Source organism: Geodermatophilus sp. SYSU D00079 (genome assembly GCF_054050635.1).
In genome coordinates this window covers 134665-156722 of sequence record NZ_JBJGZS010000002.1, presented here as the reverse complement: position 1 = coordinate 156722, position 22058 = coordinate 134665, and the positions used below count along the sequence as shown (strand labels likewise).

At 73.6% G+C, this 22058-nt stretch carries 21 protein-coding genes and 1 tRNA gene; 11 read left to right on the top strand and 11 right to left on the bottom strand.

Annotated elements, in window-relative coordinates; all coding sequences use genetic code 11:
• The first annotated feature begins 227 nt into the window (after positions 1–227).
• From mrf to ACI79E_RS02890, 4 genes are all read left to right on the top strand, one after another.
• On the top strand, positions 228–1493 hold the full coding sequence (gene mrf / locus ACI79E_RS02905) for a ribosome hibernation factor-recruiting GTPase MRF (RefSeq protein ID WP_456931046.1): 1266 nt from the start codon (positions 228–230) through the stop codon (positions 1491–1493).
• Positions 1493–1744, top strand: coding sequence for a type B 50S ribosomal protein L31 (locus tag ACI79E_RS02900; protein ID WP_456931045.1), 252 nt, complete (start codon positions 1493–1495; stop codon positions 1742–1744). Before mrf ends, ACI79E_RS02900 begins: the two co-directional genes overlap by 1 nt.
• Before the next feature lie 695 nt (positions 1745–2439).
• A tRNA-Gly gene (locus ACI79E_RS02895) sits at positions 2440–2513 on the top strand.
• Between the two features lie 481 nt (positions 2514–2994).
• Entirely contained in the window at positions 2995–3867 is an 873-nt protein-coding gene (locus tag ACI79E_RS02890; RefSeq protein ID WP_456931044.1) for a restriction endonuclease, read from the top strand.
• Between the two features lie 275 nt (positions 3868–4142).
• Here ACI79E_RS02890 and ACI79E_RS02885 read toward each other — a convergent pair whose 3' ends face one another.
• From ACI79E_RS02885 to ACI79E_RS02870, 4 genes are all read right to left on the bottom strand, one after another.
• Positions 4143–5558, bottom strand: a complete 1416-nt coding sequence (locus ACI79E_RS02885; protein ID WP_456931043.1) for an MFS transporter — start codon at positions 5556–5558, stop codon at positions 4143–4145.
• A 185-nt stretch (positions 5559–5743) separates the two neighbouring features.
• Positions 5744–7678 carry a flavin-containing monooxygenase gene (locus ACI79E_RS02880; RefSeq protein WP_456931042.1) on the bottom strand — a complete coding sequence of 645 codons (1935 nt, stop codon included), beginning with the start codon at positions 7676–7678 and terminating at the stop codon, positions 5744–5746.
• 73 nt (positions 7679–7751) lie between these two features.
• Positions 7752–8636: an alpha/beta fold hydrolase gene (locus ACI79E_RS02875; RefSeq protein WP_456931041.1), complete on the bottom strand. Its 885-nt coding sequence runs from the start codon at positions 8634–8636 to the stop codon at positions 7752–7754.
• A gap of 2 nt (positions 8637–8638) precedes the next feature.
• Positions 8639–9610 (bottom strand): ABC transporter substrate-binding protein, encoded by a 972-nt coding sequence (locus ACI79E_RS02870; RefSeq protein WP_456931040.1) that lies wholly within the window; start codon positions 9608–9610, stop codon positions 8639–8641.
• A gap of 336 nt (positions 9611–9946) precedes the next feature.
• Between ACI79E_RS02870 and ACI79E_RS02865 the strand changes: the two genes are divergently transcribed.
• Positions 9947–10603 carry a PadR family transcriptional regulator gene (locus ACI79E_RS02865; protein ID WP_456931039.1) on the top strand — a complete coding sequence of 219 codons (657 nt, stop codon included), beginning with the start codon at positions 9947–9949 and terminating at the stop codon, positions 10601–10603.
• 107 nt (positions 10604–10710) lie between these two features.
• The gene (locus tag ACI79E_RS02860; RefSeq protein WP_456931038.1) at positions 10711–11841 is read left to right on the top strand and encodes an LLM class flavin-dependent oxidoreductase; all 1131 of its coding nucleotides are present in this window, start codon (positions 10711–10713) and stop codon (positions 11839–11841) included.
• A gap of 136 nt (positions 11842–11977) precedes the next feature.
• Here the strand turns inward: ACI79E_RS02860 and ACI79E_RS02855 are convergent, their stop codons facing one another.
• From ACI79E_RS02855 to ACI79E_RS02845, 3 genes are all read right to left on the bottom strand, one after another.
• Positions 11978–12205, bottom strand: coding sequence for a toxin-antitoxin system YwqK family antitoxin (locus ACI79E_RS02855; protein WP_456931037.1), 228 nt, complete (start codon positions 12203–12205; stop codon positions 11978–11980).
• Between the two features lie 14 nt (positions 12206–12219).
• Positions 12220–13191: a sigma-70 family RNA polymerase sigma factor gene (locus ACI79E_RS02850; RefSeq protein ID WP_456931036.1), complete on the bottom strand. Its 972-nt coding sequence runs from the start codon at positions 13189–13191 to the stop codon at positions 12220–12222.
• Between the two features lie 68 nt (positions 13192–13259).
• A complete protein-coding gene (locus tag ACI79E_RS02845; RefSeq protein WP_456931035.1) occupies positions 13260–14894 on the bottom strand; it encodes a hypothetical protein in 1635 nt (544 codons plus the stop codon).
• A 220-nt stretch (positions 14895–15114) separates the two neighbouring features.
• On the opposite strand from ACI79E_RS02845, the gene ACI79E_RS02840 reads away from it, so the two are divergent.
• Complete coding sequence (locus tag ACI79E_RS02840; RefSeq protein ID WP_456931034.1) at positions 15115–16422, top strand: sensor histidine kinase; 1308 nt, start codon at positions 15115–15117, stop codon at positions 16420–16422.
• Positions 16410–17054 carry a response regulator gene (locus ACI79E_RS02835; RefSeq protein WP_456931033.1) on the top strand — a complete coding sequence of 215 codons (645 nt, stop codon included), beginning with the start codon at positions 16410–16412 and terminating at the stop codon, positions 17052–17054. Before ACI79E_RS02840 ends, ACI79E_RS02835 begins: the two co-directional genes overlap by 13 nt.
• On the opposite strand, the gene ACI79E_RS02830 is transcribed toward ACI79E_RS02835, so the two are convergent.
• Both ACI79E_RS02830 and ACI79E_RS02825 read right to left on the bottom strand, forming a co-directional pair.
• Positions 17039–17392 carry an MmcQ/YjbR family DNA-binding protein gene (locus ACI79E_RS02830; protein WP_456931032.1) on the bottom strand — a complete coding sequence of 118 codons (354 nt, stop codon included), beginning with the start codon at positions 17390–17392 and terminating at the stop codon, positions 17039–17041. The genes ACI79E_RS02835 and ACI79E_RS02830 overlap by 16 nt on opposite strands.
• Positions 17393–17424: 32 nt before the next feature.
• On the bottom strand, positions 17425–17997 hold the full coding sequence (locus tag ACI79E_RS02825; protein ID WP_456931031.1) for a DUF5655 domain-containing protein: 573 nt from the start codon (positions 17995–17997) through the stop codon (positions 17425–17427).
• 58 nt (positions 17998–18055) lie between these two features.
• Between ACI79E_RS02825 and ACI79E_RS02820 the strand changes: the two genes are divergently transcribed.
• The gene (locus ACI79E_RS02820) at positions 18056–19297 is read left to right on the top strand and encodes a GNAT family N-acetyltransferase (RefSeq protein WP_456931030.1); all 1242 of its coding nucleotides are present in this window, start codon (positions 18056–18058) and stop codon (positions 19295–19297) included.
• 28 nt (positions 19298–19325) lie between these two features.
• On the opposite strand, the gene ACI79E_RS02815 is transcribed toward ACI79E_RS02820, so the two are convergent.
• Positions 19326–19817 carry a ribose-5-phosphate isomerase gene (locus tag ACI79E_RS02815; protein WP_456931029.1) on the bottom strand — a complete coding sequence of 164 codons (492 nt, stop codon included), beginning with the start codon at positions 19815–19817 and terminating at the stop codon, positions 19326–19328.
• 26 nt (positions 19818–19843) lie between these two features.
• Here ACI79E_RS02815 and ACI79E_RS02810 point away from each other — a divergent pair, with 26 nt between their 5' ends.
• Positions 19844–20521 carry a DUF429 domain-containing protein gene (locus ACI79E_RS02810; protein WP_456931028.1) on the top strand — a complete coding sequence of 226 codons (678 nt, stop codon included), beginning with the start codon at positions 19844–19846 and terminating at the stop codon, positions 20519–20521.
• On the top strand, positions 20518–21291 hold the full coding sequence (locus ACI79E_RS02805; RefSeq protein WP_456931027.1) for an MBL fold metallo-hydrolase: 774 nt from the start codon (positions 20518–20520) through the stop codon (positions 21289–21291). The genes ACI79E_RS02810 and ACI79E_RS02805 overlap by 4 nt, the downstream gene beginning before the upstream one ends.
• Here ACI79E_RS02805 and ACI79E_RS02800 read toward each other — a convergent pair.
• Positions 21284–22039: an SDR family oxidoreductase gene (locus ACI79E_RS02800; protein WP_456931026.1), complete on the bottom strand. Its 756-nt coding sequence runs from the start codon at positions 22037–22039 to the stop codon at positions 21284–21286. The two genes, ACI79E_RS02805 and ACI79E_RS02800, sit on opposite strands and share 8 nt — an antisense overlap.
• Positions 22040–22058 lie beyond the last annotated feature (19 nt).

Below are 22058 nucleotides of genomic sequence, written 5' to 3'. Positions count from 1 at the left end.
TTGAACATCGTTTTCAGCCGGCGGTCACCCTCTCATGCCCGGCGGGCCGTCGGGGCGAGATCGGCGACGGGTCTGCACGCACCGTCGGGCACGAGCGCAGCCACCAGCCACCAGCCGTTTCCGCACCGCGCGGGTCTGCGGCGCACGTCGTCACCGGTCGGCCGGTTCCGGCGACGCCGTCCGTCCACATGGTGAAAATGATTGTCGTTACCGACTAGTGTGTCGGCATGACCGACTCCCGAACGCCCCTCGTGCTCGTCACCGGCCTGCACCGGCGGATCAACGCCCGGGTCGGCGAGGCACTCCTCACCCAGCCCGGCACCGTGGTCGTGCACCACGACGTGAGCCGACTGGCACAGGGCGTCGTCGTCCGGTCGGAGCGGCACCGCCGCGGGGACGCCCTCGTCGAGCGCTCCACCGCGATCGAGCTGGCCCACGGCTGCCTGTCCTGCACGCTGCGCTCGGACCTGTTGCCGCTGGTGCGCACACTGGCCCGGCGGGGGGACGTGGCCCGCGTCGTCCTGCGCCTGGACCCGGCCCTCGAACCCGAGCACCTGTGCTGGTCAGTGGCCAACGTCCTCCTGGACGAGCCGGAGGGCCTGCCGGAGACCGCCGGCGACTGGGTGCGCGTGGACGGCGTCCTCGCGGCGGTCGAGGCCGCGAGCTGGCTGGACGACGTCACGAGCGGGGACGGCCTCGACGACCGCGGGCTGGCCGCCACCGCGGACGACGACCGCACCCTCGCCCAGGTCGCGCTGGGGCACGTCGCCTTCGCCGACGCCGTGGTCCTGGCCGGCCCGCCCACCGACGCCTGGGCCGGTGCCCGGCTCGACGCCGTGCTCGACCGCCTGGCCCCGGTGGCCCCACGCGCCGACGTCCACGTGCACCCCGACCGGCTGCTCGCGGCCCTGGGACCCGGAGCGCGCCGCGGGCGGGTCTCCTCCCCGCACGACCCCCTGCTGGCCGGCGGACCACCGCTCGGGGAGGACTGCGGCGTCCAGCTGGTCCGCTTCAGTCCGGACCGACCACTGCACCCGGCGCGCCTGCACGACGCCCTCGCCGTCCTCCTCGACGGCGTGGTGTGCAGCCGCGGCCGGCTGTGGCTGGCCAGCCAGCACGACCGCACCGGGTGGCTCGAGTCCGCCGGTCCGGGGCTGCGGGTCGGGGACGCCGGCCCGTGGCTGGCCACGCTGGACGACGACGCCTGGGACGCCGTCGAGCCGCAGCGACGGGTGGCCGCCGCGCTGCGCTGGGACCCGGTCCACGGCGACCGGCACACCGAGCTCGTCGTCCTCACCCACCGGCAGCCGGCGCTGGCGATCACCGCGGCCCTGCACGCCGCCGTCCTCACCGACGAGGAGTGGGCGGCCGGCCCGGAGGCGTGGCGCCGGTACCCCGACCCCTTCGGCACCTGGCACGAGGACCCGTGCGAGGCATCCAGCCCCGCCGACGACAGCAGCACGCACGTGACCGACCGAGAGGAGCGCTCCTGATGCGCCCGGACATCCACCCCCAGTACCGCACGGTCGCCTTCCGCGACGCCGCCAGCGGCGTTCCCTACCGGACCCGGTCCACGGTGGCCACCGACCGGACCATCGAGCTGGACGGCGAGACCCTCCCGCTCGTGGTGGTCGACACCAGCGCGTCATCGCACCCCTTCCGGACCGGCAACCAGCGGGTCCTCGACACCGCCAGCCGGGTCGAGCGCTTCCACCAGCGCTACGGCGCCCGACGGAGGGGCTGACCGGTGACGACCCCCCAACCACGCAGCTCGCGGCCCCCACGCGTACCGACCCTCCTCCGCGGGGCCGCCGGACGGAGGCGCGTGCGATGACCCGCCGTGCCGCCGCGCCGCGCACGGCGTCCCCCGCAGCGACTCCCGACCCCGGCGGCCCGCTGCTGGCCCTGTGCGTCGGGCAGCGGTGCTCGGCACTGCGGGCACTCGCGGGGACGCAGCGCAGTGTCGGGGAGCTGCAGCAGACCGTGCGGTGCACCCCCGGAGCCGTCCTCGTGACCGCCGGCTGCCTCGGGCCCTGCGGGCTCGCCGCCGTCGCCGCGGTGGCCCACCGTGACGGGGCGACAGGCCGGTCGAGCCGCACGGTGTGGCTCGCCGGTCTCCACGAGGCGCCGCGGGCCGGTGCCCTGGCGGACTGGATCACCGCGGGCGGTCCCCCGCCGAACGGCGATCCGGACGCCGACCTACCCGTTCCGCTGATCGAGGCCGTCGCCGGGCTCGGGGCTCCCGTGCGGCTACCGCGCGGAACGGGCTGACCAGCACGTCGGCTCCGGACGGCGCACCGGGCCCGGTGACACGCCGCTGCGACTCCGGATCCGCCGCGCGCTACCCTCGTCCCGGACTGGAAGCCCGGGGGATCTCCACCGCCGGGCTTCTCCACGTCGAGAGAACGGGTTCGCCCACACGTGCTCTCACGCAGTTCCGCGGGTGTAGCTCAATGGTAGAGCCCCAGCCTTCCAAGCTGGCCATGCCGGTTCGATCCCGGTCACCCGCTCCACGCGTTTCCGCAGTTCAACCGGCCTGCTGGCCTTCTGGAGACGCTCTGGCGGAGCCTCCGAAGTGGCCGTTTGAACCCTTTCATGACCCCTGTTCTCCGCTGCGTGGGTCATGAGTGGGTCACGCAGCACGGCTCGATACGGGCTGGCGAGCACCCTGCCAAGCCATCCGGACGGAAGGCCGTTTGGGCATTCCTTGTTCGATCGTCGTGACATGTCCTGGCACGGCCTCAGGGACTCCTTCCGCAGGCCCTCGGCTTCGACACCTCAACAGGGAGCAGTTCTGCCCGAGCTGCGCGTAGAGCCGAGATCGTCAGCCGGGCCGGCAGCGGGTCAGTCTGAGCGCACAGGCCGTGAAGTCTTCAAGGCGAAGGTGCGACACTCCGGGATTGTGACGAGTAGGTACCGAGAGCACGACCCGTTGTCGCAGGAGCGCGCCGCGGGAGGGCGCGACTCTCTCCGGGATGAGCCCAGCAAGATCGCATGACCGAGCATGACCTGCCGACGAAGGAGGACTTATTGACCCCAACACTTGAGGTCATCTCGAGTGCTGGCGGTTCGCTGGGGCGAATCGAGGTCAAGGACAAGGTCGCTCAGCGAGTGGGGCTCAGCGACAACCAGCTGGGTGTCACTTACCCCGCGGGGCGGAGCGCGGGACGAAGCGTCGCCCTGGACCGTATCGGCTGGGGACTGAGTGCCTTGAAGCTGATGGGCGCCTTGGAAAACTCCAGCCGTGGGGTCTGGTCGATCACGTCACGCGGCCGCGAGTTGCTCGCACAGGGCCGAGATGCGGTCGTCACTGCCAATCGAACCGCTCACAATGAGGCGAGGCGCCGCCGCAAGTCCCTTACCATCGCTTCGGAGAGGGACGATCGCGATGGCGACGAACTCGCCGAGCAGGCCAGCGAGTCCTGGCGCGCCGAGCTCCTGACGATACTGACATCAATGTCGCCAGATGGCTTCGAGCGCTTGTGCGCGCGACTACTGCGCTCGCTCGGTTGTCGTGACGTCGAGGTCACCCGGTTCTCCGACGATGAAGGCCTTGACGGCACCGGGGTCCTTCAAGTCTCCCTCCTGAGCTTCCCGGTGTTCTTCCAAGCCAAGCGCTACAAGATTGACCACCCCATCCAACCCAACAAGATTCGCGAGTTCCGTGGTGCGATGGCTCACCGTGGCGACAAGGGCTTCTTCATCACTACAAGCGTCTTCACCGCCCGCGCTAGAGACGAGGCGCGGCGAGGAGGAGCTCCCATCGATCTCATCGACGGAGAGACCCTGTGTGACCTGCTTTATGAGCACGGTCTCGGAGTTGAGTCCCGCCCTGTCGTAGTGCCTGAATTCTTCGCCGACCTGTAGGGCGACTACCTCCAGCACGCCGCCGACGACCGCGACGTCGAGATCGCCCGTGCCCTCGACGCCATGCTGGGTGCAGCCAGCGAGTCATCGGATGACGATCCGGACCGGACCGACTAGCAGGGTTCCGGCGCGGTGGGTCATGCGTGGGTCACGCCCGATCGCTGGGTCACATGTGGGTCAGGAGCCCTCGCCCGGAGGTCGAAATAGGCCGCTGACCAGCACAGACAAGGTCACAAGACTCCGCCTTCCAAGCTGGCCATGCGGATTCGACGCCCTCACCTGCGGCAACGGAGAGTGGGGTCGGCCACGGTGACGACCAGGAGCACGAAGCCGGCGGCGATGAAGGCCCACCCCATGGCGTGCAGTCCGGTGTCACCCACCTCACGCGCGTAGGCGAGGCCGGTGATGCTCGTGGCCAGCATCGCCCCGGTGTACTGCGCGGTGCGGAAGAGCCCGGTCGCTGCGCCCACCTGCTCGGCGGGGGCCACCCGGTAGACGACGACCTGGTTCGCGACCAATCCCATCCCGTTGGGCAAGCCGAAGACGGCGGCCACGCACGCCAGGACGGCGATCGGGGTGGCCGAGCCGAGGACCGTCATGGCCAGGCTCCCGGCCAGGAGTCCCACGGCGGAGACGAGCAATGGCCACAGTGGGCGCTGACCGCGTGCCCCGAAGAGGGACACGAGTGCGCCGACGGCGGACATGCCCAGGAGGACGGACCCGGCCGTGCTCGCTGACAACCCTCGGCTCTCCTGCAGCCACGGCGTGAACCCGAAGAGCACGCCGTAGACGACGACGAAGGTCAGGGCCACCCGCAGATAGGTCACGACCAGCGCCGGGTTGCGGCCCAGCATCCGGACGTCGAGGAACGGGACACGGGACCGGAGTTCGACGACCACGAGCAGCACGACACAGACCGCGAGCCCTGAGGCGAGGTACCACCGGGGGCGGGGCAGTTCGGTGAGCACGAGGAGCATCAGTGTCACCGCCCCGCTGAACAGTGCGACACCGGGCAGGTCCAGCAACCGCCAGGCGGCGACCTGCCTCTCCCGTCGGCGCGACCGCGGCAGGTGTCGCAGCGCGAGCGCCGTCACGAGGAGGCCCAGGGGGACGTTGATCGCGAACACCGCCCGCCACCCGACCGTGTCCACCAGGACCCCACCCAGCGGGGGGCCGACCGCAAGGGTCACCAGGCCGGTGGTGTTCAGCAGACCGAGGGCCCTGGCGGGCACCTGGATCCCCAACCGGTCGGCCTGCTCCCGCACCATGGTGACGGCGGCGGGGTAGAGCGCCCCTGTGCCGAGGCCGACGACGGCACGGGCGGCCACGACCCACCCGAAGGTCGGCCCCAGGGCACCGACGACTCCGGCGACCGCGACGAGCAGGCTGCCGGCGAGGAACACCCGCCGCGGGCCGAACTGGTCGGCGAGCCGACCGGCGACCGGCTGACCGATGGCGCTGGCCAGGTACATGACCGAGATCAGCCACGACGTCGCCGCCGCGCCGACGCCGAACTCCCGCCCGATCGGCGACAGCGCGGTCGCGATCATCGTGGAGTTGACCGGGTTCAGCACCGCACCCAGGCACAGCGGGACGAGCAGCCCCGCACTGAGGTCCCGGGTCCTCCGGACGGCCGCTCCCCCCGACGTCCCCACCGCGATCGCCGCCCGTCGACCGTCTCTAGGGATCACGCCGCAGTCCCCCGGAGCAGAGCTTCCTCGGACGGGTGTCGTCGCGAGGGTCTCCCGGACCACGAGCTCCGGCCGACGAGCGGCCGGCCCCTAGCGCTCACAGGCCATGATGATCAGGATGCTCACGTCGGGTCCTCACGTGCGTAGGGGCCGCCACGGCCGTTGCGGTCCTCGGGGCAGGCCGACTACAGGAGCTCGAAGTCCTCCCGGTCGAGGTGGTGGGTGCCCTTCCAGTACTCGAGACTGTGTAGCGGCCAGTTCTGCGAGACGCGGCCGGTCGCGTTCTTGTACCAGCTGTTCACGGATGACAGTCCATAGGCCATCGAGCGGCAGGCGGCATCGATGCGCTCGTTGAACTCCTCGAACGCGCGCCGGTCCACCTGGATGGCGTCCCGCCCTTCGTCGAAGAGCATGCGGATGCACTCGAGGACGTAGTCGATCGCCGCCTCCGAGAACATGACCAGACTGCCGTTGGCGATCAGGTTCGTGTTGGGCCCGTACAAGCAGAAGAGGTTCGGGAAGTCAGGCACGCTGATCCCGTAGTAGGCGCGCGCGTCACCGCCCCACTGCTCGTGCAGGTCGATGCCGTTGCGGCCGGTCACGCTGATCGAGGAGAGGAAGTCCGACGCCCGGAAGCCCGTGCCGAAGACGATGACGTCCACCTCGTGGACAGTGCCGTCCACGGTCTGGAGTCCGTGGGGAGTGGCCCGCGCGATGCCCTCGGTGACGATGTGGACGTCGTCCCGCTTGAGGGTCTCCATCCACAGGCCGTCGTCCCGCAGCATCCGTTTGGCGTACGGCGGGTAGGCGGGCGTGACCTTGGCCAGCACGTCCGGACGATCCCCGAGCGAACGCTCGAGATGGGCGAGCAGGCCCTGCCGGAGCGCCTCGTTCTTCGCCGACACCGACACCGGGTGGTCCCACTCCGGATCGACGACGGCGTACGGCCGCCGGCTGTCGATGCTGGTGAAGAACTGGTAGACGCGGAACCACCGGTGGTAGTGCGGCACGTGCGCGAACAGCCACGCCTGACCCGTGGGCAGTGGACTGTTGTACCCCGGGCTGGGCACCACCCACGGAGGCGTCCGCTGGAACACGGTGACCGACTCGGCCACCTCGGCGACCTTCGGGATCACCTGGAAGGCGCTGGCGCCGGTGCCCACGACCGCGACCCGCTTCCCTCTCAGGTCGACGTCCTTGTCCCACTCCGCCGTGTGCCAGGTGGCGCCCTCGAAGAGGTCGAGCCCCTCGATGGTGGGGATGTTCGGTTCGCTCAGCTGGCCGACGGCGCTGATGACGGCCTGGAACCGGAGCTCCTCCACCGGTTGCCCGTCCGTGCGGACCCGGACCGCCCACGTGCTCGTGTCGTCGTCCCACCGCGCCGACACCACTTCGGTGCGGAACCGGATGTCCTCCAGGAGCCCGAGGTCCCGGGCACAGCGCTTGAGGTAGTCCCAGATCTCCTCTCGCCGGGAGTAGTTGTCCTTCCAGTCACCCTGTTGGTAGAAGGAGTAGCTGTAGGCGAAGTTGCTCGTGTCGAGACGGCACCCGGGATAGTCGTTCGCCGTCCACACGCCGCCGAGTTCGGACTGCCGCTCGAAGACCACGAAGGGGATGCCGGCCTGCGTGAGCCGGTGAGCGGTCGCCAGCCCCGACATCCCCGCCCCGATGACGGCGACGCGGAACGGGCGCTCGGGGGCGAGCTCCTGCTTGGTCCACGTCGGCGCACTCACGTCCTTGGGGTGGCCGAGTTGGTGGAGCAGCACGGGCAGGTAACCCTCGGGGACCGGCCCGACCATGTACTCCATGATCCGGCTGACGTCGGCGTCGCTCAGCCCGTCCGCCGCGGTGCCGGACTGCTGACGGGATCGCAGGATGGCCTCCGCGCACATCTCCCGGGCCGCGACCTGGATCTCCCACGAGAGGTCCTCCTCGACCCCCAGACCCACGGCCGCCGAGACAGAACCCGGTCGGAACTCCTCACGCAGCAGGGACAGGTCCCCCGTGGCGAACGCCAGTGCGGGGATGAGGCTCGGCAGGTGTGCGTCCTTCAGGTACTCGGTCAGGGTCTCGGCGTCGACCGCACCGTCGAGCCCCCTCGTGCTGTTGGCGATCGCCATCTGAGGAACACCTCTCTTCCGTGGGTGGCGCACGAGCAGCCGGCCGGCGGTGCACGTCGAGGGCCGCCCGGACTCAGCTCCCGGCGCCGGCTCCCGGGTGGCGGCACGAGCGCAGGAACTCGGTGAGCACCGGCATGAGCAGGTCGGGGTGGTCGATGTGCGGCGCGTGCTTGCAGTCCAGCGTCCGCACCTGCGCGTGCGGCAGGACCGCGGTCAGTCGCTCGTGCCAGTCCGGCTCCAGCAGGGGGTCTCGGGATCCACGGACCAGCAGGACCGGAGTCGTGGCCCCGACGAGCCGGCCCGGCCACCCGTCGTCCTCCCGGTCCCGCACGAGGGGTTCGGGGACCGGAGCGGACACGGCGGCGAGCGCCCGGTAGTGGCCGGGGTCGGACGCCCATGCCAGCCGCTCGGCGACCTGCGCCTCGTAACGATCGGTCGGATCGATCAGCAGGTCGACGATGCGCCGCAGGTCGGCCTCCGTGCCGGCCCACCGGCCCAGTTCCGCTCGCGACAGCACCGTGCGCCACGGGCCACCCGTGCCGCAGATGCTCACCACGGACGCCAGGTCGAGGAAGCGCTCCCCCAAGATGCGCAGCGCGAGCGACCCACCGAAGGAGCTGCCCACGAGGTGGACCGGGCCTTCCACCTGCTTGGCGCGCAGGAACGCCGCCAGGTGACGCATGCGGGGGCCGTACTGGGCACGGTCGACGTAGACGACCTTGTCCGTGCCCCCGAACCCCAGCGTGTCGGGGGCCAGGACGTGGAACTCCTCCGCCAGGTCGGCGACGACGTTCGACCAGGTGACCGAACTGGCCCCGCCCCAGGTCCCGTCGTGGAGGAGGACGACCGGCTCAGCGGCACGCGACCCGGCTTCCAGGTAGCGCGTGGCGATGCCGCCGGCCTCGATCCACCCCTCCTCGACCTGCGCCGGGACCGCGGTGTCCTGGTAGGTGGTCACCGTCACTGGTCCTCGACGAGCAGCTGCTCGACCTGGGGGTCCTCCTCGAGCAGCCCTCGCTCCCGCGCGATGTCGGCAATCTCCCGGAGGGCGTCCTGGTCGAAGTCCGATCCGAAGCCGGGCAGGGTGAGCTCGGCCGTGACCGCGGGGTCGAGCTCCATGTAGGAGTCCACGGCCTCCCGGACCGCATCGGGGTGGTCCTCCGCGAAGTCCAGGGCCTCGTTCATGGCGGCCCGGAAGGTCTCCACGAGTTCGGGGTCCTGCTCGGCGAGCGTCCCGCTGGTGAAGTAGGAGGCGATGAGGGTGTCGGTCTCCGTCAGGTCGAAGGTGTAGGCGATCGGTCGCGCACCGGCCTGCTTCGCGATCGTCCCGAAGGGCTCGTACTCGGTGATGGCGTCGACCTCACCGCGTTCGAGCGCAGGGATCATGTCACTCACGGGGAGCTCGACGAGGGTGACCTTCGCGGGGTCACCGCCGGCCCGCTCGATGGCCGCGTGGACCATGACCTCTGTCAGGCTGGCGAGCGAGTTGACCGCGACCGTCCTGCCCTCGAGATCGGCAGCGTCCTGGATGGGGCTGTCCCCGCCCACCAGGATCAGGCCCGTGCCGGCCTGGCGGCCCGGCGACGAGCTGCCGTGGGTGACGGCTCGCACGTCGAGGCCCTCCTCGCGTGCCACCAGCAGCGAGACCACGTTGCCGTAGGCGAACTGCACCTCGCCGTTGAGCACGAGCGGCAGGAGCGCGGCACCGCCACCGGAGGTGGTCTGGGGCGTCACCTCGAGCCCGTGCTCCTCGAAGATCCCCTCGCTGATCCCGAGGTAGACCGGGGCCACGTCGACGACCGTGCTGACGCCCACGGTCACGTCCTGCAGCCCGGACCCGCCTTCATCAGTCGGGGTCGACTCCTCTCCGGTGCCACACGCGGCCACCACGACGACCATCGCTGCCCCGAGAACTGTGAGCGCCTTGCGCATTGCCGACTCCTCAAGATGTGTGGCCGGTCGGGCCGGGGTTCGGTGCGTTCACGGCGCCCCTGTGCCGGGCGCCCGGGCAGTGCGAGACGGAGCACTGCCCTGGAGCAGCCGCCGGATCCGCCTGCCTGAGGCCTCCGCCGGGTCGCAGGACCGTCGCTCGCGGACGTCCCGAGCACCGGCAGCACGACGCCGAGGAACGTAACGACGGTCACACAAGCATGTCAACGCTGACATAAATTCTTACTAAGTGGTTCTAGATGGACCGGCGTTGCGCTAGCGTCGCTGGGGCCGGGCTCCACGCGGATCGGTCACGCTGGGCAGGAGAGGAGTCGGGTCTTGTCGCTCCGTCACGCGCTGCTGGCCCTGGTCGAGGTACGCCCCATGACCGGATACGAGCTGGCGAAGCACTTCGACGCGTCGGTCTCCTCGGTGTGGCACGCCTCGCACCCGCAGATCTACCCCGAGCTCAAGCGCTTGGAGGACGAGGGCCTCGTGGAGGCCGTGTCCACTCCCCGAGGCAGCCGGGGCACCAAGCGGACGTACTCGATCACGCCGGCCGGTTGCGCCGATCTGCAGCGCTGGCTCGAGGACGTCCAGGCCCCGGTGCTGGAGCGGAACGCCGCCTACCTCAAGGCGACGTACCTGGAGTACGCCTCCTTCGAGGCGGCACGCGCGCAGTTCGAGGAGCACCTGCGGCACTACCAGCGGCTGGAGCAGCAGTGGTCAGCCCACGCCGAGGACCTGCGGCGGCGGAACACGGTCCTGATGCGGGAACGGTTGCGGCGAGCACCCGAGAGCGCCCACGACGCCATCGTGGCCTACAAGACCCACGTGTACAGCGGCCTCATCGGACGCGCGCAGGCCGAGATCGAGTGGGCCCAGCGCGGCCTCGAACTCGTGGAGCAGTTGAAGGACGCGGTCGGGGCGGACTGGGAGTCCCACCTGAGTGAGCCGAAGCCGCCGTCCGACGACGTCTCCGACGCTGTCGGCTGACGGACCGGTCACCGGCCCCGCCCCACGACCGGACGAGCGGGTCGACACACCTGGCGATCGGTCCCTCCACGCCGGGCGCCACCACACCGAGAAGGGCGATGACGACGATGTCCGCAGAGGCTGCCGTCCGGAACGACCCGCACGACCTGCAGTTCGGCCTGTTCGACTGGCTGGATGCCGTCCCCGGCGTGCCGACGGCGGAGCTCTACGACGCCCGGCTGCGCGTCCTCGCGGAGGCCGACCAGAGCGGTTTCAGCACCTACCACCTCGCCGAGCACCACGGCACGCCGCTGGGGCTGGCCCCGTCCCCGTCGGTGTTCCTCGCCGCCGCCGCGCGCGCGACCGAGCGCGTCCGGCTGGCGCCCACCACCTTCATCGTGCCGCTCTACGACCCCCTGCGGCTGGTCCAGGAGATCTGCATGCTGGACCAGCTCAGCCACGGCCGGCTGGACGTCGGTGTGGGGAAGGGCTCCTCCCCCATCGAGGCGGCCATGTACGGACTGACTCCGCCGGAGACCGCTGAACGGTTCGAGGCCGTGCTCCCCGCCATCGTCGAGGCGATGGAGACGGGACGGTTCCGGCGCCCGGCCGCCGGCGCGGCTACACAGGACCCGATCGAGCTGCACGTGCGGGTGTACCAGCGACCGCACCCGCCGCTGTGGTACCCGACGTCCAACCTCGCCTCGATCCCCCGGCTGGGCGACGAGGGCTACAACGTCCTGTTCGGATTCGGCTTCGCCTCCCCGCCGCTGGAGGTCGTCGGCGAGCAGAGCCGGGTCTTCTTCTCCCGCTACAGGGAGTCCGCGGCCCACGGGGGTGTCCGCTACAGCCTGCCCGGCCGGATCCCGCGGTTCGGCATGCTCCGGCACGTCTTCGTGGCGCCGACCGATGACGAAGCCACCGCGATCGCGCGCCGGGCCTTCGCGGACCACTACGCGAGCTTCACGCACCTGTGGCGCCTGCACGGCAGCGAAAAGCACTCCCGGCCGGTCGACTTCGACCAACTGATGGCCGACCGCAAGCTGTTCGTCGGCTCGCCGGAGACCGTCGCCGGCCAGGTGGCCGAGGCGGTGACGGTCGGCGAGGTGAACTACGTGGCCGGCGCCTTCGCCTGGGGCTCCCTCGACGTCGACACCGTGCTCTCCTCCCTGCGGTTGTTCCGCGACGAGGTCATCCCGGCCGTGCGGCAGGGGATCTCGCGCTCGTCCACGCTCACCGGTTCGGTACGTGGCGCGTGACATGACCCTGGGGCAGTGACCACGACGCCGTCCACGGGACGTCCACCAGACGTGGGCGGCGACGGGAGGGCGCTCGGGACGGCGACCTGACCGGGGCCGCCGACACCGCGGAGACCGTCTCGTGGAGCCGGCGTGACTACCCCCGGTCGGTCACCTTGTACGGGGCGCCGCTCGCGTCGTAGGTCGTCCACTCGCCCACGGGCTCGCCCGCGTCGAAGGAGCCCGACCGCAGCCGGGTGCCGTCGAGCCGGAACCACTCCCAGTAGCCGTGCGGCCGGCCGTCGACGACGGGACCGCGGGCCCGCAGCGAGCCGTCGCGGTGCCGCTCCTCGTGGACGCCCTCGGTGAACTCGGTGTGGGGCACGCCGCGCTCCGGGATCAGGCCGGCTCGACGGGCAGGCCGAGCCGCCGGAACAGCTCGTTGTCCAGGTCGAGGAAGCTCGAGACGTGCGCGATCCGGCCGTCGCGCAGCTCGAGCACGTGCAGCGCCCACGGCTCGTGACCACCTCCTTCGCGGGGGCGGTACTGGGCGAAGGCGGGCGAGCCGTTGGCGCGGGTGGGCAGCACCCGCGAGCCCCGGCACCCCGACCCGGGCCCGAGCATCCAGGTGCCGATGTCCTGCGCACCGCGCAGCCACATCTCGAACGGCGGCATGTGCTGGGTGGCGTCCTCGTGCAGCAGCGCCACGAAGGCGTCGATGTCGTAGCGCTCGAAGGCGTCGACGTAGCGCTCCAGCAGGTCGCGCTCGTCGTCCTCCAGCGGCTGCGGCTCGACCTCGCCGCCGACGGCGGCCAGGGTGGCCCGCGCCCGCTGCAGCGCGCTGTTCACCGAGGCGACCGTGGTGTCGAGCAGCTGCGCCACCTCGTCGGCCTTCCAGCGCAGCACCTCGCGCAGCAGCAGCACCGCGCGCTGGCGCGGCGGCAGGTGCTGCAGCGCGGCGATGAAGGCCAGCCGGATCGACTCCCGCTGCACCGCCTGCTCGGCGGGGTCGGCGTCGTCGGCGACGACCTGGCGGTCGAGCACCGGCTCCACCCACGCCTCGGCCGGCCGGCGCGCGGACAGCGAGGCCTCCACCGGCTGCCACGGCGACCCGGAGAGGTCCATGGGCATCGCGCGGCGCTGCCGGCCGGAGAGCTGGTCCAGGCAGACGTTGGTGGCGATCCGGTACAGCCACGAGCGCAGCGCCGAGCGGCCCTCGAAGTCGGCCAGGCCCCGCCAGGCCCGGACCATCGTCTCCTGCACCGCGTCGTCGGCGTCGAACGCCGACCCGAGCATGCGGTAGCAGTAGCCGGTCAGCTCCCGGCGGTGCTCGAGCAGCCGGGGGTCGAGCTCGGTGTCGACGACGGTCACGTGGGCCTCCTCTGCGACGGCCGCGCCAGGAGACCACAGGGCACCGACGAAACGGGAGGGGTCGGCGCCTACTGGTAGCTGATCAGCTGAGGTCGGGGGCTGACCTGCGCGATCGTCTCCTCGGGGGTGAGCATCGGCGCGTCCTCGTCGTAGAAGTTCTTCCAGCCCCAGGACACCGCGTCGGGGTTGGTCTGCCGCAGCGTCCCCCACGTCGCCTGCTTGTCCCCCTGCCCGCCCTGGCCGTCGGCGTGGACCATGACCGCCAGCTCGTCGCGGGAGGTGTCCAGCCGCTCCCGCTCCGGGATCATCCGCACCTGGAACTGGTGCAGCACCAGCAGCTTCTGCGGGAGGTCCCCGGCGCGGGTGAGGTCGGCCAGCCAGGTGACCACCCGGTTGACCTCGTCGACCGACACCGTGCCGATCTGGGTCAGGTGCACCTGCCCCGGGCCCAGCCGCCACTCCGGGTCCAGGGCCAGGCCCACGTGCGGCAGCTCCAGCAGCGACCGGTACTGCTCGGCCTGGGTGACGAAGTCGGTGCGGCCGGGCTGGAGGTCCAGGACGACGTAGAGGCCGGCCTCCCCCGCCGCCTCCACCCACGGGCGCAGCTCCTCGACCGGCAGCTCGGTGGAGTAGTTGCCGTCCGGCCCGGCGACCGACGAGGCCACGGTGGCGATGATCTCGAACGCCGGGACGACGGTGGCGTCGGTGACCAGCGGCTCGTAGGGCGCCGCGTGCGCGCGGGCCCGCTCGATCGCCGCCGTCAGGTCCTGCTCGCCGAGGACGCCGAGCGCACCGGTGCCCGGCGAGCCGTAGAGCGCGACGAGGAAGTGCCCGGGGAACAGCAGCTGCCCGCCGCCGGGCAGCTGCCGCCCGGTGGCCGCGGTCTCGAGCTTCCAGTCCAGGCCGTCCTCGCCGCCGTAGTCCGGTCCGAGGGCCACCACCGCCCCGGGCCGGCGCTCGGCGAGCAGGTCGACCAGGCCGGCGTCGCCCCGCGGGTCGGTCCCGCCGGCGAGGTGCACCGTGGCCCCGGCCGCGCGGGCGGTGGCGATGCCGGCCACCGTGGACGCTGCCCCGGTGGCGAGGACCAGCGTGTCCTCCAGGGGCGCGGCGCGCTCCACCGGCGGGAGCCGGTCGACGTCCCCTGCCGCGGCCGCGTCGTCCCCGGCGAGCAGCGCGACCGGCTGCCCGCCGTCGAGCGCCGCCACCGCGGCGGCCGCGCCGTCGTCCTCCACCTCGCGGGTCTCCCCGAGGTCCAGCCCGGTGGCCGCGGCGACCGACTCCGCCGAGGCGGGGACGGCGACCACCTCCGCGGCGCCGGCGCCCTCGGCGTCGCCGACCGCGAGCACGGTGGTGGTGCCGAGCCGGTCCAGCTCGGCGGTGAGGGCGTCGGCCGGCGCTCCGTCGCCGGGCTCGACGAGCAGCGGGACACCGAGACCGACCGCCGCCGAGGCGGCCAGCAGGGTCCCGGCCTCGTCACCGTCGCGGGCCACGACGGCGACCTCCGCGGTGTCGAACAGGGCGCGGCTGGACGAGGCCGCCGAGGCGACCGCGTCCTCGTCGGCGACGAGGGTGAGCCGGGCGTCGGGCGTCGAGGTGGCCGCCCCCACCGGCGACTCCGCCTCCGCCTCTCCCGACGGGCTCGCGCCGCAGCCGGTGGCCAGCAGGACGGCGGTCAGGGCGATCGGCACCGCTGGAGCGCGCACGGCTCCCTCCCCCGCCGGGCAGCCGCTCGCGCGGGGGGCGCGACGTCGTCGGCGGGCCCGGCTGGCCCGACCCTAACGAGCGGCGGGTGCTGGACACCCGCGCCGCCGCGCCAGAGCATCGACCCGACATGAGGACCGCAGCGCTGTCGGGCCAGCCCGACACCCGATCGACCGGCTGGCGGGATGGGGCCGGACCCCGCCCGCGACCAGGCTCGACGCCATGACCGACACCGCCGTCCGGCCCACCGTGTCCCCCTCACCGGCGGCGCGCACCCGCGGGGTGCTGCGGCAGCTGGGCGTGGACACCGCCTACTCGCTGGTCGCCTTCCCCGTCGCGATCGCCGCGTTCGTCCTGGTGGTCACCGGTCTGGCGGCCGGCGCGGGGCTGCTGGTCGTCTGGGTCGGCGTCGCCGTCCTCGCCGCCACGCTGGTCGCCGCCCGGGGGCTGGCGGCCGTCGAGCGGGCCTGGCTGCCCGGGGTGCTCGACCGGCCGCTGCCGCGCCCGGGCTACCGGACCGCCGAGGGCCGGGCCGTCCGCCGGCTGACCACCCCGCTGCGCGACCCGCAGTGCTGGCTGGACGCGCTGCACGCCCTGCTCCGCTTCCCGTTCGCGATCCTGTCCTTCGTCGTCACCGTGACCTCCTGGGCCGGCGCGCTGGGCGGCCTCACCTACGGCCTGTGGGACTGGTCGCTGCCCGACGCCTCCCGCGACCCGGGGAACACCGACCTGCTGGAGCTGCTCGGCTTCGAGAGCACCTCCGGGCGGCGGATCCTGCTCTACACCACCGTCGGCCTGCTCTTCGCCGTCGTGCTGCCCTTCGCCGTGCGCGGGGCGGCGCTGCTGCAGGCGCAGCTCGGCCGGGCGCTGCTGACCTCCCGCGCGGCCACGCAGGCCGAGCTCGGCCGGCTGGCCGAGGGCCGCGACGCCGCGGTCGCCGCCGAGGCGGTGGCGCTGCGCCGGCTGGAGCGCGACATCCACGACGGGCCGCAGCAGCACCTGGTGCGCCTGGGCATGGACCTCTCCCGCGCCCAGCGGCAGCTCGACCGCGACCCGGAGGCGGCCCGCGAGACGCTCGGCGAGGCCGCCGTCCTGGCCAAGGAGGCGCTGGAGGAGCTGCGGGCGCTGTCCCGCGGCATCGCGCCTCCGGTGCTCGCCGACCGCGGCCTGGCCGCCGCGCTGGCCGCCGTCGCGGCCCGCTCGCCGGTGCCGGTCGAGCTCGCCGTCGACCTGCCCGGGCAGCGGCTGGCCCCGGCCGTGGAGAACACCGCCTACTTCGTCGTCAGCGAGGCCCTGGCCAACGTGGCCAAGCACAGTGGCGCCACGACCGTCCAGGTGGTGGTCGTGGCGGCCGGTCCGGCCCTGCGGGTCACCGTCGAGGACGACGGCTCCGGCGGCGCCGTCCTCGCTCCCGGGCACGGCCTGGCCGGGCTGGCCGACCGGCTGCGCGCGGTGGACGGCGTCCTGACCGTCGACAGCCCGCGCGGCGGGCCCACCCGGCTGGTCGCGGAGCTGCCGTGCGGGTCGTGATCGCCGACGACTCGGTGCTCCTCCGGGAGGGCCTGGTCCGCCTGCTGGAGGAGGAGGGCTGCGAGGTGGTCGCCGCCGTGGGCGACGGCCCCTCGCTGGTCCGGGCGGTGGCCGAGCACCGTCCGGACGTCGCGGTGGTCGACGTCCGGATGCCGCCCACGCACACCGACGAGGGACTGCGGGCCGCGGTCGAGGCTCGCGCCACCGTGCCCGGGACGGCGGTGCTCGTGCTCTCCCAGTACGTCGAGGTCGCCTACGCCGACGAGCTGCTCGCCGACGGCCGCGGCGGCGTGGGCTACCTGCTCAAGGACCGCGTCACCGACCTCGACTCGTTCCTCGCCGCGCTCACCGACGTCGTGGGCGGCGGCACCGTGCTCGATCCGCAGGTGGTCGCGCAGCTGTTCGCCCGCCGCCGCGCCGACGACCCGGTGCGCCGGCTGACCCCGCGGGAGCGCGAGGTGCTCGGGCTGATCGCCGAGGGCCACTCCAACAGCGCGATCGCGCGGCGGCTGGTGGTCACCGAGGGCGCCGTGGAGAAGCACACCCAGCGGATCTTCGCCAAGCTCGACCTCGCCCAGGACGAGGACCAGCACCGCCGGGTGATGGCCACCCTCGCCTACCTCCGCAGCTGAGCCTCGTCGAAGGCGGCGCGCAGCCGGGCCGGTGCCCGCAGCCGCCAGGCCTCGGTGAGGAGCTCGGCCAGCTCGCCGGCGTCCACCGCGGCCAGGTCGACGACGACCATCGTGGAGTTCCGGTAGTGGTGCGGCACCGAGAAGACGCCGGGCCGCTCCCCGGCCAGCGCCCGGTTCTCGCCCTCCGCCAGGCGGATCGCCACCCAGCTCTCGTCGGGCGGCATGGAGGCGAAGACCTTGTCCCGCACGCGCAGGCAGGCCATGTCCCAGGCCGGGCGCTCGGTGGTCTCCGGGAGCGCCAGGGCGAGGGCGCGGACGTCGTCCGGGGTGGCGGCCATGGGCGCGATCCTGGCGCAGCCGGGCGGCGCGGTCAGCGGTTGGCGGCGTGCGCCTCCGCGAGCAGGGCCACGACATCGTCGTCGACGTCCGACGCCGTGGTGAGCGCCAGGCGGACGGTGCAGGCACCGTTGCCGATGCTGCGCGCGGGCAGCAGCCGGCCGGCGGGCTCGCGGCCGGGCAGCCGCAGCCCGAGGTCGACCCGGGTGCGCGTGGAGGCCTGGACGACGGCGTAGGTGCGGCGCGGGCCCACCAGGCTGACGTAGCCCTTGCGCGCCTGCACGTGCCCCTCCCCCACGCCGGACGCCGCGGTGAGGACCGCGTCGAGCACCGGGCGCAGCTGCGGCCGGTCGGCGTACTGGGCGTCGACCAGCTCGTCGGCGGTCGCGGTGAGGAAGTCCGGGTACCCGAACCGCTCCATCACCAGCACCATCTGCCCGTACCCGGTGATCCCCTGCCCGGCCAGCCAGGCCCGCACCTCCGGCTCGGTGTCCAGCCCGGTCTCGCGGACCCGCCGCGCCCAGGTGGCGACGTCGTCCCCCGTGGTGGCGACCAGCCGCTCCTCGATCCCGGTCAGCATCTCCGCCCAGCTGCGCGCACCCGCCATGCCGTCATCATCCGGAACCCGTTCGCGCGGTGTCGGTGGCCCCGGGTAGACAACCCCGGTGACCGATCCCGCTGACGGCCTGCGCCCCGCCACGCCCGAGGAGTGGCCGGCGTTCAGCCGCGCCATGCTGCACGTCTTCGGGGAGGAGGCCACCGGCTCGTTCGTCGAGTCGGTGCCGCCGACCGCCGAGCTCGACCGGTCCCTGGGGCTGTGGGACGGCGAGCGGGTCGTGGCCACGGCCGGCATCTACAGCCGGGAGCTCACCGTGCCCGGCGCCGTCGTCCCGTGTGCCGGGGTCACCTGGGTCACCGTCTCCCCGACGCACCGCCGGCGGGGCATCCTCAGCGCGATCATGCGGCGCCAGCTGACCGAGCTGCACGAGCAGGGCCGCGAGCCGGTCGCCGCGCTGTGGGCCGCGGAGGCGCCGATCTACGGCCGCTACGGGTATGCGCCGGCCACCTGGAAGGGCAACCTGTCCGGCGCGGTGCACCGGCTGGGGCTGCGCCCCGACGTGGACGCCGGCGACGGCCGGGTGGACCTGGTGACGGTCGAGGAGTACCGCGCCGCCGCCGTCGGCCTGTACGACCGCGTGCGGCGCCACGTGCCGGGGAACCTGGCGCGCGGTGACGTCTGGTGGGACCGCGCCCTGCGCGACGAGCCCGGCCAGCGGCACGGCGCCACCGAGCGGCGGTACCTGGTGCACACCGACCCCGACGGCACGGTCACCGGCTACGCGGCCTACCGGGTGAAGGAGGCGTGGACCGACGGCGGCGAACCCGACGCCACGCTCACCGTCGAGGAGGTCCGCGCCACCGGCACCCCGGCGTACGCCGCGCTCTGGCGGTTCCTGCTGGGCATCGACCTGGTCCGCACGGTCAAGGTCCCCTCGGCCTCGGACGACGACCCGCTGCGGTGGCTGCTCACCGACGCCCGGGCGCTGCACGCCCGGCCGGTCGACGCCCTGTGGGTGCGGCTGGTGGACGTGGGCCGCGCGCTGTCCGCCCGCCGCTACCCGACGCCGATCAACCTGGTGTTCGAGGTCCGCGACCCCTTCTGCCCGTGGAACGACGGGCGCTGGGCGCTGACCGCCGGCCCGTCCGGGGGCTTCTGCGCGCCGACCGACAGCGACCCCGACCTGGTCGTGGACGTGGCGGCGCTGGCGGCCGCCTACCTGGGCGGCGTCTCGCTGGCCACCCTGCAGGCCGCCGGCCGGGTGAGCGAGGTCAGCCCGGGGGCGGTCACGCTCGCGGCGACGGCGTTCCGGTGGCCGGTCAGCCCGTGGTGTCCTGACGACTTCTGAGCGGGGCCCCGCGGCGCGGCCGAACGCCTCAGACCGGGTCCTCCCGCGTGGGCAGCCCGCCGGCCGGGCGGTGCCGGTTCTGCTCGTAGTCGGTGACCAGGCCGATCCGGCGGGCGTGCCGCTCGTCGCCGCTGAACGGCGTGGCGAGGAAGGTCAGCACCAGCTCGGTGGCCTCCTCGACGCTGTGCTGCCGGGCGCCGATGGAGACCACGTTGGCGTCGTTGTGCTGGCGGGCGAGCTCGGCGGTCGCCCGGTTCCACACCAGGGCGGCGCGCACCCCCGGCACCTTGTTGGCCGCGATCTGCTCGCCGTTGCCCGAGCCGCCGATGACCACGCCGAGGCTGCCGGGCTCGGTGACCGTGCGCTCGCCGACCTCGAAGCAGAACGGTGGGTAGTCGTCCTGGGCGTCGTACTCGAACGCCCCGCAGTCGACGGGCTCGTGCCCGGCCTCGGTGAGCGCCTGCTTGAGGTGCTCCTTGAACTCCAGCCCGGCGTGGTCGGTGCCGACGAAGACGCGCATGGCGGCGAGTCTGTCAGGCTGCCGGGGTGGCGGTGCTGGGGGTCGACGGCTGGCGCGGGCAGTGGGTCGGCGCCCGGCTCGAGGGCCGCACGGTGACCCTCGCGGTGCTGCCGGACGCCGCCGCCGTCCTCGCCGTCCCCGGCGTCGAGGCGGTCGGCATCGACATGCCGATCGGGCTGTCGGACGACGGCGTGCGGGCGTGCGACGTCGCCGCCCGGCACGCACTGCGCGGGCGCGGTGCGGCCGGCTCGGTCTTCCCCGCCCCGGTGCGCGCGGTCCTCGCCGCCCGCGACTACGCCTCCGCCCGCGAGCTGAGCCGGGCCGCCACCGCCGGGGCGCGGGCGCCGTCGGCGCAGACGTGGCAGCTGGTCGCCGCCGTCCGCGACCTCGACGACGCGCTCGGCGACCCGCCGGACCCGCGGGTGGCCGAGGTCCACCCCGAGCTGGCCTTCCGCGCCCTCGACGGCGCCGTGCGCGACGCCAAGGGCACCGCCCGCGGGACGGTCCAGCGGCTGCGGGCGCTGCGCCCGGTGATGGACATCGAGGAGGCGCTGGCCGGGGCACCCGCGGGGGTACCGGCCCTCGACGCCCTCGACGCCTGCGCCGCCGCGTGGTCGGCCGCACGGCTGGCCGCCGGCACCGCCGAGTGCGTCGGCGACGGCTCGGTCGACGCGCGCGGCAGGCCGATGCGGATCAGCTGGTGACGTTCACGGAGGTCGCCGACGGCGTCTTCGTCCGGCGGCACGCGTCGCTGGACCTCAACTGCGGGCTGGTCGTCGGCGACGGCGCCTGCCTGGTCGTGGACACCCGCTCGGACCTGGGCGAGGCCGCCGACCTGGCCGCGGCGGTCCGCCGGGTCACACCGGCCCCGTGGACGGTGGTCAACACCCACGCCCACTACGACCACTGCTTCGGCAACGCGGCCTTCCGCCCGGCGACGGTCTGGGGGACCCCCGGGTGCGCGGAGGCGGTCCGGGCCACCGGGGAGGACCAGCGCGCCGCGCGGGTGGCCGAGCTGCTGGCCGCCGGCGACGCGGCGGGCGCGGCGCGGGTGCGGGCGGCGCCGCTGGACCCGCCCGACGCCCTGGTCGACGACGTGGCGCACCTCGACGTCGGTGGCCGGGAGGTGGTCCTGCGGTTCCTCGGGCGGGGGCACACCGCGCACGACCTGGTCGTGGAGGTCGAGGACGGCCGCGACGGGAACACCGTCTTCGCCGGCGACCTCGTGGAGGAGGGCGCACCGCCGGCCTTCGACGACGCCTTCCCCGCCGAGTGGCCGGCCACGCTGGGCCGGCTGCACGCGCTGGCCCGCGGCCCGGTGGTCCCCGGGCACGGCGCCGTCGTCGACGCGGCCTTCGTGGGCGCGCAGCGGGAGGAGCTGCTGGCGGTGCTCGCCGCCGTCCGGGCCGGCCGGCCGGACGACGGCCCCTACGACCCGGCCACGATGCGCACGGCCGCGACCCGGCCTAGGTGACCCGGCGGACGACGGGCAGCGGCAGCACCCGCAGCAGCGCCGAGACCGGGCGCCACGGCCACTCCGGGACGTAGGCGCGCACCGGCTCCCGCTCGATCGCCGCGGTGAGCGCGTCGACGCCGGTGTCGAGGTCGACGGTGAACGGCCCGCGGCGGCCGACGTTGATGTCGGTGGCGATGTACCCGGGCAGGACCGTGGTCACCCGGATGCCGCTGCCCAGGAGGTCGGAGCGGATGCCCTCGGCGAGCGCGTTGAGCGCGGCCTTGCTGGCGCCGTACGCCGTCCGGGTGCCGCGCATGCCGCGGACCGAGGCGACCGAGGACACCACCACGAGGTGCCCGCTGCCCTGCGCCCGGAACAGCTCGACCGCCGCCTCGCACTGGGCGTGGGTGCCCAGCACGTTGGTGAACAGCGTGGCCCGGTTCGCCCACGCGGTGCCGGTGCCGACCGAGGCGCCCTTGCCGATGCCGGCGTTGGCGATGAACCGGTCGACGCCGCCGAGCTCCGCGGCGAGCTCCGGCACCACCTTCTCCACCATGGCGGCGTCGTCGACGTCGAGGGCCGCGGTGACCACGCGGACGCCGGGGTGGGCGGCGAGCAGCTCGTCGCGGAGGGCCTCGAGCCGGTCGGTGCGGCGGGCGGCGAGGGCCAGGTCGCGGCCCATCCGCGCGAACCGGCGGGCCATGCCCTCGCCGAGCCCGGAGCTCGCGCCGGTGATGAGGATGCGCTGGCGGACGGGACGCGACACACGGTCAGCATGCCGCGCC